Raw genomic sequence first — 15278 nt, forward strand, 5'->3', positions numbered from 1 at the left:
TAGGCTAAATTTAGCCCATAAAAAAACCCTGCTAGTGCAGGGTTTTCTTTATTCAATCAAATATGTGATTACATATTTGACAAAATTGAATCACGAACTTGATCCATTGTTGCATCGATTGACAACATTACGGCATCAGAGCATTGTTTGATTGCAGTATCAGGGTCTTTCAAACCATTACCTGTTACGGTACATACAATCACAGAACCTTCAGGGATTTTACCTGCTTTAAGGTCGCGGATTGCACCACCAATTGATGCTGCAGATGCAGGCTCAACAAATACGCCTTCATACATCGAAAGCATACGCTGTGCATCTAAAATTTCAGCATCAGTCAGTTCATCAAACCAACCTTGAGAATCGCGTACAACTGCTTTTGCATGGTTCCAGCTTTGTGGGTTACCAATACGAATTGCTGTTGCAATTGTTTCTGGATTTGCTACAGGTGCGCCACGTAGGAATGGTGCGGCGCCAGATGCTTGATAGCCTACCATCACTGGTAAACCTTCTGGTTTAGGGCCAGTGAAGGCGTCAGTTGCCGCATCGTAAATCACTTGTTCAAACTCACCTACAGGTTGGTTTGCAACAGCTTCTGTATAACCCATCCAGTGTGCAGTGATGTTACCCGCGTTACCTACAGGTAAGCAGTGGTAGTCTGGTGCACGACCGAGTTCATCAACGATTTCGTAAGCAATGGTTTTTTGACCTTGCAAACGGTATGGGTTGATTGAGTTTACGATGGTTACAGGTGCTTGGTCTGCAACTTCTTTCACTAGGCGCATGCCATCGTCAAAGTTACCGCGGATTTGCATGGTGATAGCACCATACATCATTGCTTGCGCCATTTTACCCATGGCAATTTTGCCTTCTGGGATTAAAACGAATGCTTTGATGCCAGCGCGAGCAGCATAAGCGGCTGCAGCTGCTGAGGTATTACCTGTAGATGCACAGATAATTGCTTTTGAGCCTTCTTCAACAGCTTTTGTTACCGCCATGGTCATACCACGGTCTTTAAATGAACCAGTCGGGTTTAAGCCTTCGTACTTCACATAAATTTCAACATTTTTGCCAATTAAACGCGGAATATTTGCAAGTTTAATCAGTGGGGTATTACCTTCACCTAAAGAAATCGCTTTAGTAGTGGCAGACACTGGTAAACGGTCGCGATAGCGGTCAACTAAACCAGTATAACGATTGGCATTCGACATGATGATGTTCCAATTGTGTATAGAGCTTGGTAAGGGGAGAATTTCCCCTTAACCCGATTAATTATCAAGCGATTCTAAACGAATTCGTACAATTTCGCCATGAATGACAGGCAATGCTTGAATTTGTTGAAGGGCTTCATCCATTTTAGATTCTTTCACTGGATCGGTCAGAATCACGATAGGAATAAGGTCTTTTAAGCGCGATTGTTGCATGATGGCATCAATGCTAATGCCTGCACGGCTTAAAATAGTGGTCACTTCAGCTAAAACACCAGTTTGGTCTTCAGCATTAATACGGATGTAGTAACCTGTTGTCATTTCTTCGCGTGGCAGAATAGGTAAATCGCTTAAGCTTTCAAAAGCTAATTGCGGAATAGTCCCTGCACCATCTTCGGTATAAGAGATGTCACGTACGATATCGACAACGTCAGCAACAACTGCAGAAGCTGTAGGGCCTGCACCAGCGCCAGCGCCATAGTAAAGTGTTGGACCAACGGCATTGGCTTGTACTAATACAGCATTTTTCACGCCATTTACATTGGCAATCAGCTGTTCTTCTGGAATCAGCGTCGGGTGTACACGTAATTCGATACCGTTTGCTGCACGGCGTGCAATACCCAAGTGTTTAATGCGGAAACCTAAATCTTCAGCATATTTCACATCTTGTGCAGTCACTTTGCTAATGCCTTCAGTGAAGACTTTGTCAAATTGCAATGGAATACCAAAAGCGATAGATGCAAGAAGTGTCAGCTTATGTGCAGCATCAATGCCTTCAACGTCAAAAGTTGGATCTGCTTCTGCATAACCAAGCTCTTGCGCTTCTTTGAGTACATCGGCAAAGGCACGGCCTTTTTCGCGCATTTCAGTCAAAATGAAGTTGCCTGTACCATTGATAATGCCAGCTAACCAATCAATTTTGTTGGCAGCCAAGCCTTCACGCATGACTTTAATAATTGGAATACCGCCAGCGACTGCAGCTTCATAGGCAATTTGTACATGATGATCATCAGCCAGTTTGAACAGCTCATTACCGTGCTCTGCGAGCAGGGCTTTGTTGGCTGTCACAATTTGCTTACCGTGTAAAATAGCTTCTTTGATCACTTCATACGCAGGGTGAATACCCCCCATAACCTCAATGACAACATCGACATCAGGTTGGCGAACGATCTCTAAAAGATCTGCGCTTTGTTGAACTGATGCAGGTAAATCAAGGTCAGGACGCGGGCGACGCGTTCCCACATGGGTAATTTCAATTTCACGACCGGTGCGACGTTTAATCTCAGCAGCATTTTCTTTTAGTAGTTTAAGGGCACCACCACCCACAGTACCAAGACCGAGGATTGCCAGACGAACTGGTTTCACGTCACACTCCATTTATTTCAGCAAATTTTTTAAGTGAACCTAGATCATAGCTAAAAAAAGCCTATGACTCTAGGAGATTCACAAATTTATATCTATCTATAAAAAACAGTAATTTAATCAATAAATTTTATTTATTTAAGCGTCCAATTAATTCGCTAGGCTCCATGTAGCCACCCAAATAAACACCGTCGGTATTATAAATTGCAGGAGTGCCATTTACGCCAATATTCAGACCCAATTTGTACATGTCGCGGACTGGGTTTTTGCATGATGCAGGAGGGAGTTGAACCCCTGAAATCGCTTGATTGAAGGCTTCTTGACGGTTTGCACTACACCAAACACTTTCCATTGCCGGCAAAAATTGGTCACCACGTGGCCATGCAATATAGCGAACTTCGATGCCTTTGCTGGTAATCTCATCTAAATGTTCATGCAGTTTATGGCAATACGGACAGCTTGCATCGGTAAAGACGTAGATCACATGCTGTGTTTTACCTTTTGCTTTGTAAACAATGAGATCTTCAGTTTTGAGTTTTGCTAATTCTTTTTTGGTCACTTCAGACTGCAAACTTTCGCTGACATTATGCAAAGTTTTGTCACCTAAGCGGATGACATCACCTTGAATAATGTATTTGCCGTCGGCTGTGGCATACACAGAAGACATGCCTTCAAAGCTTACCCAGAATAAATTTGGGACTTCGGTGGCTTTTACACTGCTAATTTTGGCAGTAATGTTGGCTTTTTTCAGGCCTTCTTGCAGGGTCTGAATGAGACGTTGCTGTTGATTGCGTTCTGAAAGGGTAGAGGCTTCGCCCGTTGCTGGCGCACTTGCGGTTAAAGGCGCTTGTTTTTCTTCATCATTATTTGATTTGCTGCAAGCACTTAAAGCAAGGCCTGTAGCAAGTGTACATGCGATCACAATTTTTGAACGGGTAAATAGCATAAAAAACCCTTTTCTTTTCGCTTTTTAAAAAACAGGTGAGCTAGCATAGCAAAAAAATCGGGTGTGAAAAAAACTTCTTGGTCTGATATGCCATACCGTTAAGCGCGTGGATGAAACTGAGCATGGAGCTGTTGCATACGGACTTGCGCCACATGGGTGTAAATTTGTGTGGTTGATAAATCACTATGACCTAATAACATTTGTACCACACGTAGGTCTGCACCATGATTCAGTAAATGTGTTGCAAAGGCATGGCGTAATGTATGTGGTGAAAGTTCTGCTTGTATGCCTGCTTGTAAGGCGTAACGTTTAATGGCGTACCAAAAATTTTGTCGACTCATAATCCCGCCCAGTTGCGTTAAAAACACATAGTCAGTCGCAGTTTTATAGAGTTGTGGTCGTGATTCATTGAGATATTTTTCGACCCATTCACAGGCAGCCTGACCCATGGGCACCAAGCGTTCTTTATTGCCTTTACCGACAATGCGAATATAGCCTTGCTTCAGATTCATCAACTCTAATCTTAAATTTAAGAGTTCCGTCACACGTAGGCCACAGGCATAGAGCACTTCTAACATGGCACGATCACGTAAACCTAAAGCGGTTTGAATATCGGGTGCCAAAATAAGTGCTTCGACATTGGCTTCAGACAAATCCTTGGGCAGAGCTCGACCGAGTTTTGGGGTTTTATGTGTGCTGACAGGGTTGTCACTGCGCAGTTTTTGCTCCCGCAGAAATTTAAAAAACGAACGCATGGCAGATAAGCAACGAGCAATTGAGCGAGGGCTTTTACCCTGTTGCGTTAGATGTAATAAAACATCAGAAATATCGTCTGCAGACCACGTCGGCATTGGGTGAGTAAGGCATTCACTACATTGGATTAAATCCGATAAATAGGCATTTCGCGTGTGCGGGCTAACGGTCTGTGCGATTAAATCGTCTCGATAACCTTTTAAAAAACTATAGTGTTCCGGAATGCTAACAGGAGTTGGAATACGAGGTTTTTTATTTAGCATGACGCACTCAGAATTAATGAATATAACCGATGGTGATGATTGATTTTATCAAATGTATTGTAACAATTCTTAGTAATCAATGTGCTATAACAGATGCGAATCATTATCGTATCTGATTTGGTAATTATTCTCATTTGTTTGTATACTGTTCAAAATATTTAAGGGTTGGATGCGGTGCGTTTATCTGATTTAAAAGTCAAACAAACTGCCATCATTAGCAAAGTAAATCGTACTTTGGATGGCGAAACTCAGACTGATTTAGTAGCAAGTCGCCTAGAAACGTTGGGTTTTGTTGCGGGTACGAAAGTACAAGTTATCACCAAAGGCATTTTTGGTGGTGATCCTATTTTAATTCAAGTTGGATTTACGCGTTTTGCTTTACGTAAAGTCGAAGCCGAAAAAATTGAAATTTTGCTTGAAGGAGCGTCAGCATGAGTGATGCTCTTCGTATTGCTTTAGTCGGGAATCCCAACTGCGGTAAAACCTCATTATTTAACCATTTAACGGGTACGCGCCAAAAAGTTGCGAACTATGCGGGTGTAACCGTTGAGCGTAAAGTTGGTCAATTTGTATTGCCTTCAGGTAAGCCTGTACGTGTGTTAGATTTACCCGGTACATATAGTCTGAATGCGACCAGTCCCGATGAAGCGATTACCCGTGATGTGGTACAAGGTAAAATTGCAGAAGAAGGCCAACAAGATGCATTTTTATGTGTGGTGGATGCCACAAACTTAAAACTGCATTTGGGCCTTGTCATGGAAATGATTGAGCTGAAACGTCCTATTCTACTGGTATTGAATATGATGGATGAAGCACGTCGTCGTGGCATGCAGATTAATACGCAAAAACTTTCTCAGCGTTTGGGTATTCCAGTGGTAGAAACAGTGGCTGTACGTAATGCAGGCATTGAAAATCTCATGGGTGCGCTGGATGCAGGCACCTTTAGAACACCTGATGCTGCGTTGAGTGACGTGGGCAAAGCAGATTCTGTTCATGCACAAATCGAAAACATCTTAAAAGATGTAGTGGTGTATGTAGACCAAGAAGATAAGCGTTCTGACTTTTTAGATAAAATATTTTTACATCCTGTGTTTGGCTTGATTAGCCTTGCTGTGATGATGTTTGTGGTATTCCAAGCGGTCTTTGCATGGGCTGCGCCATTTATGGATGGTATTGAAGGCTTCTTTGGTTGGTTTGGCGAAACCGTTGGTGCTTATATTTCACACCCAATGCTCAATAGTTTGGTGGTGGACGGCATTATTGCGGGTGCAGGTGGTGTTGTAGTCTTCTTGCCACAGATTTTAATTCTTTTCTTCTTTATTTTGGTTTTAGAAGAATCGGGTTATTTACCTCGTGCCGCATTCCTTTTAGACAAGTTGATGTATAAAGCTGGCTTAAGTGGCCGTGCCTTCATTCCATTGCTATCAAGTTTTGCATGCGCCGTACCTGGCATTATGGCAACTCGAAGCATTAGCGACCCACGTGACCGTTTAACCACGATTTTTGTTGCGCCACTGATGACCTGTTCGGCACGCTTACCTGTTTATGCGCTACTGATTTCTGCTTTTATTCCAGAAAAAATGGTTTGGGGAGTGTTCAATCTACAAGGCTTGGTACTGTTTGGCTTATATGCAGCAGGGATTGTGAGTGCTTTATTGGTTGCGACCGTACTTAAATTCTTCCAAAAAGATAAATCACAACATGCACTTTTAATGGAATTACCAAGTTATCGTATTCCAGATTTTAAGAGTGTTTGGATTGGTCTATTGGATCGCGCCAAAATCTTCTTAAAGCGTGTGGGTGGTATTATCTTTGCGCTTTCAATTTTATTGTGGTTCTTGTGTACCTTCCCTCAACCGCCAGAAGGTGCAACGCTGCCAGATATCGATTATTCATTTGCAGGGATGCTTGGGCATTTAATGCAACCTATTTTTGCACCACTTGGGTTTAATTGGCAGATTTGTATTGCCTTAATTCCAGCAATGGCTGCACGTGAAGTGGTTGTGGCTGCTTTAGGTACGGTATATGCCTTATCTGCAGCAGACGATGATGCTGTGGCACAAGGGCTATCAACACTCATCAGTACGGGTGACTTAAGCTGGTCATTGGCAACAGGTTTGTCACTGCTCGTTTGGTTTATTTATGCACCGCATTGCTTAGCGACATTGGCAACAGTGAAACGTGAAACAGGCTCAATGAAAACAGTTACATTCATGACGATTTACCTGTTTGGTTTGGCATATTTCATGTCATTTTTGACCTATCAAATTGCATCGCATTATTTAGGTTAAAAATTTAGATTAAAACATTTTACTTTGATGGTAAAAGGAGATTGAGATGATTGAAATTCTAATTGTGGCTGCTTTGGTCATTTGGAGTGCTGTCGTGGTGTTTAAAAAGGTATTTCCTCAAACATCGAACTCAGTCTTCACGTCTATTTCAAAAGCTTGTGCACGCCGTGGTTGGTCAAAACTGGCAACATGGTTAAAACCTGCTGCGGTTGCGGGTTGTGGTGGGAGTTGTGGTTGTTCTGCTACAGAAGAAGCACGCCCTCAAAAAGAGCAAGTACAGGCGGTTAAATGGAAGTAATTGCTTTAGCCATTGAAAATATGCTGTGTAAAAGAAAACCGTCATTTTTATGACGGTTTTTTTACGCGCCGACACAAAAAAACCATCATAAAGTTAAAACAGAAAAAGCATTCAAAACAGCAAAGTGCTAACATTTCCACAGTTGTAAAATAGACCATAAACAGAGGCAAAAATGTTAATACAACGTGGTGGATTAAAAGTCGTTGCTGGGCTCGGAATATCTGGTGTTGCAGCAGTTAATTTCTTACATGACAAAGGCTACCGTGTTGCAGTAACAGACTCTCGAGAAACGCCACCCGGACATGACCAAATCCCCAGTGATGTGCAAACCAGTTTTGGTCAATTAGATCAAGAATTGTTATTACAAGCCGAAGAAATTGTCATTAGCCCAGGGCTTGATCCAAAATTAGTAGAAATACAAGCTGCGGTTGCAAAAGGCATTCCTGTGGTGAGTGAAATTCAAATTTTACGCCGCGCAACAGATAAACCGATTGTTGCCATTACAGGTTCAAATGCGAAAAGTACCGTAACCACTTTATTTGGCTTAATGGCTGCTGATGCTGGTAAAAAAGTGGCTGTGGGTGGTAACTTGGGTCGTCCTGCTTTGGACTTAACCAAAGATGATCCTGAGCTTTATGTGCTTGAACTCTCAAGCTTCCAACTCGAAACCACATCCAATTTGGCTGCTGAGGTGGCTGTAGTGCTCAATATGAGTGAAGACCATTTAGACCGCCATGGCGATATGATGGGTTATCACACAGCGAAGCACAGAATCTTTCAAGCTGTGAAAAAAGTTGTATTTAACCGCGACGACTCTTTAACACGTCCGTTGGTGCCAGATGCTACCCCAATGCAAAGCTTTGGCTTAAATGCACCTGATATTAATCAATTTGGTGTGTTGAAAGACGATGATGGCACTATTTGGTTGGCACGTGGTCGTGAGCGTTTACTCAATAGTGCAGACATGTATATTCAGGGCACGCATAATGTAGCGAATGCATTGGCATGTTTAGCATTAGGCGAAGCAATTGGCCTAAGCCTAGACAGTATGTTAAATACCCTAAAAACCTTTAAAGGTTTAGAGCATCGCTGTGAGTTCGTGAAAGAATTGCATGATGTGCGTTATTACAACGACTCAAAAGGCACCAATATTGGCGCGACATTGGCCGCAGTGGATGGCTTAGGGGCTGCCATTGAGGCCAAAGGCGGTAAAGTGGTCATTATTTTAGGCGGTCAAGGCAAAGGGCAGGATTTTACTGCACTGCGTGATTCGCTACAAAAATATGCCAAGGTTGCAGTACTCATTGGTGAAGACCGCCCAATTATTGAAAAAGCAATTACAGGAACAACCACATTAGTACATGCTGAAACTTTAAAACAAGCAGTTGAAATGTGCCAACAACATGCTCAAGCGTATGATGTCGTACTACTATCACCTGCATGTGCAAGTTTTGATATGTTTAAAGGATATAGTGAACGCGGCCATCAGTTTGTCGACTGCGTGAACGCATTGGCTTAAAAAAATGATAAGGAAAGTTGTATGGCTGGGTTAGCTCAGACGACCATAACTAAAATTACCGAGGTATATGAGCGCTGGGCACCACGCGTGCCCGCCGAAATTACCACACGTAATGTGCTCATATTTAGTGTATTGGCATTGCTGTGTATTGGTTCAATTATGGTGGCATCGGCATCTATGCCGTATGCTGCACGTTTACATGAAAATCCATTTCACTATATCACGCGACATGGGATTTCAATTTTAGCTGCTTCTATGGCGGCTTATGCAGTATATAAAGTCCCTTTAAATGTCTGGTTTAATAATACTTTTCCATTTTGGATATTAACCATTTTACTGCTGGCCGTGGTGTTGGTCGCTGGTACAGAAGTCAATGGTTCCACCCGATGGATTAAAATTGCAGGCTTTACCTTACAGGCTTCTGAAGTGGCGAAGGTGATGATGGCCATTTTCACCGCCGATTATGTGGTACGAAGGGCAGAGGAGGTGCGTAATAGCGTCTCTGGCTTAGTGCGCTTAGGTGGGGTCATGATTATCACGGTCGGCCTGATTTTGGCTGAGCCCGACTTAGGGGCAACCGCTGTAATTGTCTTGATGATTTTAGGCGTATTCTTTTTGGCAGGCGCGCCTGCTGTACAGTTTATCGCGTTCATGGCCTTTATTGTGGTGGGCTTAATTGTCGCGATTGTCTTTGAGCCATATCGTTTACAACGCGCCTTATCGTTTACCAATCCTTGGGCCGATCCGCTGGGCACAGGTTATCAGCTCTCTAATGCGTTGATGGCTTTTGGTCGTGGTGAATGGTTTGGGGTTGGTCTCGGTCATAGTATCCAAAAAATGTCCTATTTACCTGAAGCACATACTGACTTTATGTTGGCTATTTTGGGTGAAGAGTTCGGCTTTATGGGGATTACCACCGTGATGATTCTGTCATTCACACTGGTGGTCTGCAGTATTAAAATTGGTCATCGTGCCTTACGTAATCAATACTTGCGTGCAGGCTATTTGGCTTATGGCATTAGTATTATTTTCTTACTGCAAATTTTGGTGAATGCGGGCATGAACATGGGGATGCTACCAACAAAAGGTTTAACCTTGCCTTTTATTAGTTATGGTGGTTCATCTTTAATTATGTGTGCGGTGATGATGAGTTTAATCCTTAAGATTGAAAGCACGACCAATCAAGTAAACCCAAGTAAAGAAGAATCGAGCTTCTAAGCCGTTTAAAGTTGAATCGATCAGCCGAGTAGGGTGAAAACCGTACTCGGCATTTTTATGCCCGTGTGGGCGAATGTTCAGCTTTGCCCTAGGTGTATACACAGAATGAGCGTAATAAGCGCCGTATAAAAGATGGATACAGTTTAAAAAATCTAGGTTATAACAGTATAGAAAGGTAATACACAGGCGTAGCGGTGTGTTTTTAGGTGTAAATACCTTCGAGCATAGTTTGATGTGGAATATATGTACTTGACCACTGTGCAACCGCTTGTTGGAGCATACGTGCAGGGCGGTCGAGTTCTACTTCGGGTTGATGTAAAGCTTTGAGTGCACGTTGTAGCAATTGCGAAGGTTGGCTTAAATCTAAAGCTTCGGCCATATTTTGCTTAGAAAGTTTTTGCCTTTGATCATTCATGGCAAGCGGCAAGTGCATATACTGCAGTGGCGCATAGCCCAAAAGTTGACCCAACCAGATTTGTCGCTCGGTGTTGTCGAGTAAATCGGCACCACGCACCACATGCGTGATCCCTTGCAAATGATCGTCGACAACAACAGCCAATTGGTAATTAATAATGCCGTCACGGCGTTTTAGCACGAAATCACCTAAATCAAATTTTAAATTCGATTGATGCGTACCTTGAATTGGATCTGTAAATTGGATGACTTGATCTGACACTTTAACCCGAATGGCTTGATGGGCTAAATCGAGCTGTAGATCTCTGCACGTGCCTTGATAAATATGATTAGAACCGAGCATTTTACGTGTGCATTGGCAAGCATAGACCAAGCCTTGAGCATGTAATTGCTGAATCACGTCTTCATAAATGTTTAAGCGGTCTTTTTGAAAAATGATGTTGCTATCTGGATCAAATTCAAAGGCATCTATGGCACGTAAAATATGCGCTTCACTGCCAGGATAAATGCGGGGGATGTCGGTATCTTCAATCCGAACCAGCCATGAACCTTGCTGAGCGCGGGCTTCGCAATAGCTTGCAACAGCAGTAATTAAAGACCCAAAATGCAAAGGGCCGGTTGGCGATGGCGCAAACCGACCCACGTAATTCACTTCTTTCCCTTCCTGATTTAAAGGAAGGGGGAGGGATGCATTACTCAATAACATGAATTAACCGTTATTTTGCTTCTCTTTGATCTCTGCCAAAGTCTTACAGTCAATACAAAGAGTCGCAGTTGGGCGTGCTTCTAAACGACGCAAGCCAATTTCGATACCACAAGTTTCACAAAAACCGTAGTCATCGTTTTTAATTGCTTCAATTGATTGCTCAATTTTACGAATCAATTTGCGTTCACGGTCACGTGTACGTAATTCAATCGCAAACTCTTCTTCTTGTGTAGCACGGTCGTTAACATCAGGAAGTGCAGTGTTTTCATCCTGCATTGTGTTTAGCGTACGGTCAACTTCAGACATCAACTCAGATTTCCACGCAAGTAAAATATTGCGGAAATGTTGAAGTTGGCCTTCTGACATGTATTCTTCATTTTTCTTCGGCTGATAAGGTTCAATACCAAATAAGCTTGCAGTAGAACCGCCATCAGCCGACTTTGGCTTAGTTTTGCGTACGCGTTTTACAGACTTCTCTTCTGCAACATCAGTTTGTTCGTCTAAAACTTGATTTTGGTTATCATTCGCCATATAGGGCATTCCTCATCATATACGTAAATGGTTATACGCAAAAAATATGGTGATATGCATGTTATATCCACCCTTTCAAGGAGTTTCCTCCTGTGGGGGTCGTCATCATATAGACTTTTTTTCCTTTTTGATAGTCCCAGATGTCTGGATGTTTTATATCACTTTTCCATTTGAGGACATAAAGTAATAGAAAAAAAACAAATTGAAAAGTTAATAACCTGAAATTTCGACATTTATTTGTGGCTGCGATAAAGCAACACGATGTACTTCGGTTTCAAATTCGCCATTATTCTTTAAGCGTATCACTCTATATCCAGGTAAAACTTGATCTAAAGCAAAGGTTTGGCTATATGGTTTAAACTGGATACTGGTCGAAGGTGTCGATAAAAATTGAATATTATTCCATGTATTCATTGAATCTTGATGCACGTGTCCACAGATCACAATTTTGACATTACTGTGCTGTGAAATCACATCCATCAAATGTGTCGCATTTTTAAGTTTATGCTGATCAATCCATGCAGATTCCATCGCAAAGGGGTGGTGATGGCAAGCAATCAAAATATGCTGTTGTGGGTGATCACTCAGAAGCTGATGTAATTGTTGTAACTGTGTTTCGCTAATCCAGCCATCGACTTTGTCTTTGACTGCACTATTGAGCAAAATCGCACTCCATGCACCATAATGTAAAATGTGTGCTTGATCTTGCTGCAAATGGAATGGAAAAATTTCTGTACAGTCATGATTGCCTGGAATTTGATAGTGGGGAATATCTAATCCAGTCATAAACTGCAAATAACGGCTATAGGTTTCAGCAACAGGGACTTGTGCGAGGTCACCTGTGTGAATAATCGCATCGATATGTGGCACTTGTTGCTGAATGTGATGCATCACTTCGTGAAAACTTTGCTCAGGGTTGACTGAGACAAAATCTAACTCGTGTTGATCCATCAGATGTGTATCTGATATTTGAATGATGGTCCAATCAAACACGGAATCGTGTTTGTGTTGATCATTATTATTAATGAGAGGCATGTCTTTCCCCTTAGACATTCTTCATAGTATCTATCTGCATTTGTAACCATTGCAAGGCCATTATGACAGGCGCATTCTTTAACCGACCATTGGTTAATAATGCTGGAATATCAGTGTAATCGATCAGATGAAGCTGAATATTTTCACCTTCTTCTTCTAAGCCAAAAATACCACCTTGTTCGGGTAGTTGTGTGGCTGCAGCATATAAATGAAAAATTTCAGAGCAAGCACCCGCAGAAGGATAGAAGGTAAATAAATGCTGAAGCTGGTCGATTTCACAGCCTGATTCTTCAAGGCTTTCACGGCGAATACAACTTTCAGGTGATTCTTGACCATCTAATACACCTGCAATGACTTCGAGTTGCCATGCAGAATCTACATCATCAATTGCACCGATACGAAATTGTTCAATTAAGCCAATTTTTTGTTGTGTTGGGCTATACAATAACACGCCTGCGGCTTCTTTGCGTTGAATGAGTTCACGCGCCAAAGTGCGACTATATTGTTCTTGATTAAATAAGCGGTAACGTAAGCTGACTTTTTCAACTTGAATAAATCCTTTGAAGACGTGCTCACGGCTTTCTATCGTAAAATTATTCTGATTATAAGAGGCTTGTTTAATAATATTCATAAGCTTTATTAGGATGAAAAACAGCTGTTTTTCATCCTAACTGAGAATCACTCGAAGATAAAAGATTTTTTGCGTCAATTATACTTTGGAGTATAGTTTTTGACCATGTTCCTGATAAACGGCTTTCATTTCATTAAATCCATGTTCAATTTTTTGATTTAATGTATGCATTTCAGTGCTTTGGCTGGAATTATTTGCCTTGGCATATTCGCGTACATTTTGTGTAATTTTCATAGAACAGAACTTAGGTCCGCACATTGAACAGAAGTGTGCAGATTTATGTGCGTCTTTTGGCATGGTTTCATCATGCATGCTTCGGGCTGTGTCAGGATCTAAGCTTAAGTTGAATTGGTCTTCCCAGCGGAATTCAAAACGGGCTTTAGAAAGCGCATTGTCACGTGCCTGCGCACCCGGATGGCCCTTGGCTAAGTCGGCAGCATGGGCTGCAATTTTGTAGGTAATAATGCCGTCTTTTACATCTTTTTTATTGGGTAAGCCCAAGTGCTCTTTCGGTGTAACATAGCAAAGCATGGCTGTACCGTACCAACCAATCATGGCTGCGCCAATTGCGGAAGTAATATGGTCATAGCCTGGTGCAATATCAGTGGTTAAAGGGCCGAGTGTATAGAAAGGTGCTTCTTGGCAGACTTCAAGTTGTAAGTCCATATTTTCCTTAATCATGTGCATAGGTACATGGCCGGGGCCTTCAATCATCACCTGAACATCATGTTCCCATGCGCGATGGGTTAGTTCCCCTAGGGTGCGTAATTCACTAAACTGCGCTTCATCATTGGCATCTTGTATGCAACCTGGACGTAAACCATCACCTAAACTAAATGAAACATCATAGGCTTTCATAATTTCACAAATTTCATCGAAATGTGTGTAGAGGAAGTTTTCTTGATGATGTGCCAAACACCACTGTGCCATGATGGACCCACCACGAGAGACTATCCCTGTGAGGCGGTTAGCGGTCATTGGTACATAGCGCAATAGCACTCCAGCATGAATGGTAAAGTAATCGACGCCTTGTTCGGCTTGTTCAATTAAGGTGTCTTTAAAGATTTCCCAGTTTAAGTCTTCTGCAACACCATTTACTTTTTCTAAGGCTTGGTAAATTGGTACTGTGCCAATGGGTACAGGAGAATTACGAATAATCCATTCGCGGGTTTCATGAATATTTTTGCCGGTTGATAGGTCCATAATCGTGTCGGCCCCCCAGCGGGTAGCCCAAGTCATTTTGGCAACTTCTTCATCAATGCTTGAACCCAATGCCGAGTTGCCAATATTGGCATTAATTTTGACTAAAAAATTACGACCAATAATCATCGGTTCAATTTCAGGGTGATTAATATTGGCTGGAATAATCGCGCGGCCTTCAGCGACTTCTTTACGCACAAATTCAGGTGTGATTTCCATTAAATTATGTGCGCCAAAGTTTTGACCTGCATGCTGGCGCATATCCACACCTTCGCTTTGGCGTTGGTTTTCACGAATTGCGATGTATTCCATTTCTGGGGTAATAATGCCTTGTTTGGCATAATGCATTTGCGTTACATTTTTTCCAGCTTTTGCACGGCGTGGTTTTTGTATGTGTGCAAAGCGAATCTCTGCCGTACGAATGTCACGTAGGCGTTCTTGGCCAAATTTAGAGCTGAGTGTGTCTAAACATTCTGTGTCGTTACGCTCGGCAATCCAAGCTTCACGCACGTGAGGTAAGCCGACATTGAGATCGATATTGACATTTGGGTCGGTATACACGCCAGAGGTGTCATAGACCATCAGTGCCGGATTTTTTTCCAGGCCTTGCTCGGTTGGTGTATCCGTTAAAGAAATTTCACGCATGGGAACTTGTATATCTGGGCGTGAGCCTTGGAGATATACCTTACGTGATGCAGGTAAAATTCGAGTGAGATCTTTAGCATCTTGCTCATGTTGAGCAGAAAGATCTGTAGCGGTGAGATTCGTTAATTGGTTCATTACAATGATCCTTATGAATGACATCAACGAATCAAGCACGACCAAAAACAGGGGGCAAGTTGTACTTATGGCGCGCCTGAACATATAAAAATATGTAAAAAGCAGGGTATTTCTACCGACCAATAG

General features: G+C 42.3%; 14 protein-coding genes. 5 read left to right on the top strand and 9 right to left on the bottom strand.

The genetic code is table 11. The features are described 5' to 3' along the window. Positions 1-68: 68 nt before the first annotated feature. From thrC to xerD, 4 genes are all read right to left on the bottom strand, one after another. Positions 69-1208, bottom strand: a complete 1140-nt coding sequence (gene thrC / locus HYG93_RS00225) for a threonine synthase (protein ID WP_106983867.1) — start codon at positions 1206-1208, stop codon at positions 69-71. 57 nt (positions 1209-1265) lie between these two features. Further along, entirely contained in the window at positions 1266-2570 is a 1305-nt protein-coding gene (locus tag HYG93_RS00230) for a homoserine dehydrogenase (protein ID WP_106984094.1), read from the bottom strand. A gap of 127 nt (positions 2571-2697) precedes the next feature. After that, the gene (locus HYG93_RS00235; protein ID WP_120363873.1) at positions 2698-3513 is read right to left on the bottom strand and encodes a DsbC family protein; all 816 of its coding nucleotides are present in this window, start codon (positions 3511-3513) and stop codon (positions 2698-2700) included. Positions 3514-3611: 98 nt separating this feature from the next. After that, on the bottom strand, positions 3612-4529 hold the full coding sequence (gene xerD, locus HYG93_RS00240) for a site-specific tyrosine recombinase XerD (RefSeq protein WP_120363874.1): 918 nt from the start codon (positions 4527-4529) through the stop codon (positions 3612-3614). A 174-nt stretch (positions 4530-4703) separates the two neighbouring features. On the opposite strand from xerD, the gene HYG93_RS00245 reads away from it, so the two are divergent. From HYG93_RS00245 to ftsW, 5 genes are all read left to right on the top strand, one after another. Beyond that, positions 4704-4964, top strand: a complete 261-nt coding sequence (locus tag HYG93_RS00245; RefSeq protein ID WP_106983870.1) for a FeoA family protein — start codon at positions 4704-4706, stop codon at positions 4962-4964. Further along, positions 4961-6820, top strand: coding sequence for a ferrous iron transporter B (locus HYG93_RS00250; protein WP_106983871.1), 1860 nt, complete (start codon positions 4961-4963; stop codon positions 6818-6820). Before HYG93_RS00245 ends, HYG93_RS00250 begins: the two co-directional genes overlap by 4 nt. A 46-nt stretch (positions 6821-6866) precedes the next feature. Then, the gene (locus tag HYG93_RS00255) at positions 6867-7118 is read left to right on the top strand and encodes a DUF6587 family protein (protein WP_106983872.1); all 252 of its coding nucleotides are present in this window, start codon (positions 6867-6869) and stop codon (positions 7116-7118) included. A 172-nt stretch (positions 7119-7290) separates the two neighbouring features. Further along, the gene (murD, locus tag HYG93_RS00260) at positions 7291-8637 is read left to right on the top strand and encodes a UDP-N-acetylmuramoyl-L-alanine--D-glutamate ligase (protein ID WP_117006925.1); all 1347 of its coding nucleotides are present in this window, start codon (positions 7291-7293) and stop codon (positions 8635-8637) included. A 21-nt stretch (positions 8638-8658) separates the two neighbouring features. Continuing rightward, positions 8659-9855, top strand: a complete 1197-nt coding sequence (gene ftsW, locus HYG93_RS00265; protein ID WP_106983874.1) for a putative lipid II flippase FtsW — start codon at positions 8659-8661, stop codon at positions 9853-9855. A gap of 202 nt (positions 9856-10057) precedes the next feature. On the opposite strand, the gene gluQRS is transcribed toward ftsW, so the two are convergent. The 5 genes from gluQRS to thiC form a co-directional block, all read right to left on the bottom strand. Then, a complete protein-coding gene (gluQRS, locus tag HYG93_RS00270; RefSeq protein ID WP_120363875.1) occupies positions 10058-10975 on the bottom strand; it encodes a tRNA glutamyl-Q(34) synthetase GluQRS in 918 nt (305 codons plus the stop codon). Between the two features lie 3 nt (positions 10976-10978). Further along, positions 10979-11506: an RNA polymerase-binding protein DksA gene (dksA, locus tag HYG93_RS00275; RefSeq protein ID WP_106983876.1), complete on the bottom strand. Its 528-nt coding sequence runs from the start codon at positions 11504-11506 to the stop codon at positions 10979-10981. A 210-nt stretch (positions 11507-11716) separates the two neighbouring features. Beyond that, the gene (cpdA, locus tag HYG93_RS00280; RefSeq protein WP_120363876.1) at positions 11717-12541 is read right to left on the bottom strand and encodes a 3',5'-cyclic-AMP phosphodiesterase; all 825 of its coding nucleotides are present in this window, start codon (positions 12539-12541) and stop codon (positions 11717-11719) included. A gap of 10 nt (positions 12542-12551) precedes the next feature. Further along, the gene (locus HYG93_RS00285) at positions 12552-13172 is read right to left on the bottom strand and encodes an NUDIX domain-containing protein (RefSeq protein WP_178961618.1); all 621 of its coding nucleotides are present in this window, start codon (positions 13170-13172) and stop codon (positions 12552-12554) included. Positions 13173-13250: 78 nt separating this feature from the next. Then, positions 13251-15152: a phosphomethylpyrimidine synthase ThiC gene (thiC, locus tag HYG93_RS00290; RefSeq protein ID WP_178961620.1), complete on the bottom strand. Its 1902-nt coding sequence runs from the start codon at positions 15150-15152 to the stop codon at positions 13251-13253. Between the last annotated feature and the right edge of the window lie 126 nt (positions 15153-15278).

The organism is Acinetobacter sp. SwsAc6 (genome assembly GCF_013391565.1).
GTDB classification, from domain to species: Bacteria; Pseudomonadota; Gammaproteobacteria; order Pseudomonadales; family Moraxellaceae; genus Acinetobacter; species Acinetobacter cumulans.

Excerpts from the sequence above, each read along its gene's own strand:
- thrC (WP_106983867.1), bottom strand. The coding sequence starts at position 1,208 with ATGTCGAATGCCAATCGTTATACTGGTTTAGTTGACCGCTATCGCGAC.
- HYG93_RS00235 (WP_120363873.1), bottom strand. The coding sequence starts at position 3,513 with ATGCTATTTACCCGTTCAAAAATTGTGATCGCATGTACACTTGCTACA.
- xerD (WP_120363874.1), bottom strand. The coding sequence starts at position 4,529 with ATGCTAAATAAAAAACCTCGTATTCCAACTCCTGTTAGCATTCCGGAA.
- HYG93_RS00250 (WP_106983871.1), top strand. The coding sequence starts at position 4,961 with ATGAGTGATGCTCTTCGTATTGCTTTAGTCGGGAATCCCAACTGCGGT.
- HYG93_RS00255 (WP_106983872.1), top strand. The coding sequence starts at position 6,867 with ATGATTGAAATTCTAATTGTGGCTGCTTTGGTCATTTGGAGTGCTGTC.
- murD (WP_117006925.1), top strand. The coding sequence starts at position 7,291 with ATGTTAATACAACGTGGTGGATTAAAAGTCGTTGCTGGGCTCGGAATA.
- ftsW (WP_106983874.1), top strand. The coding sequence starts at position 8,659 with ATGGCTGGGTTAGCTCAGACGACCATAACTAAAATTACCGAGGTATAT.
- gluQRS (WP_120363875.1), bottom strand. The coding sequence starts at position 10,975 with ATGTTATTGAGTAATGCATCCCTCCCCCTTCCTTTAAATCAGGAAGGG.
- dksA (WP_106983876.1), bottom strand. The coding sequence starts at position 11,506 with ATGGCGAATGATAACCAAAATCAAGTTTTAGACGAACAAACTGATGTT.
- cpdA (WP_120363876.1), bottom strand. The coding sequence starts at position 12,541 with ATGCCTCTCATTAATAATAATGATCAACACAAACACGATTCCGTGTTT.
- HYG93_RS00285 (WP_178961618.1), bottom strand. The coding sequence starts at position 13,172 with ATGAATATTATTAAACAAGCCTCTTATAATCAGAATAATTTTACGATA.
- thiC (WP_178961620.1), bottom strand. The coding sequence starts at position 15,152 with ATGAACCAATTAACGAATCTCACCGCTACAGATCTTTCTGCTCAACAT.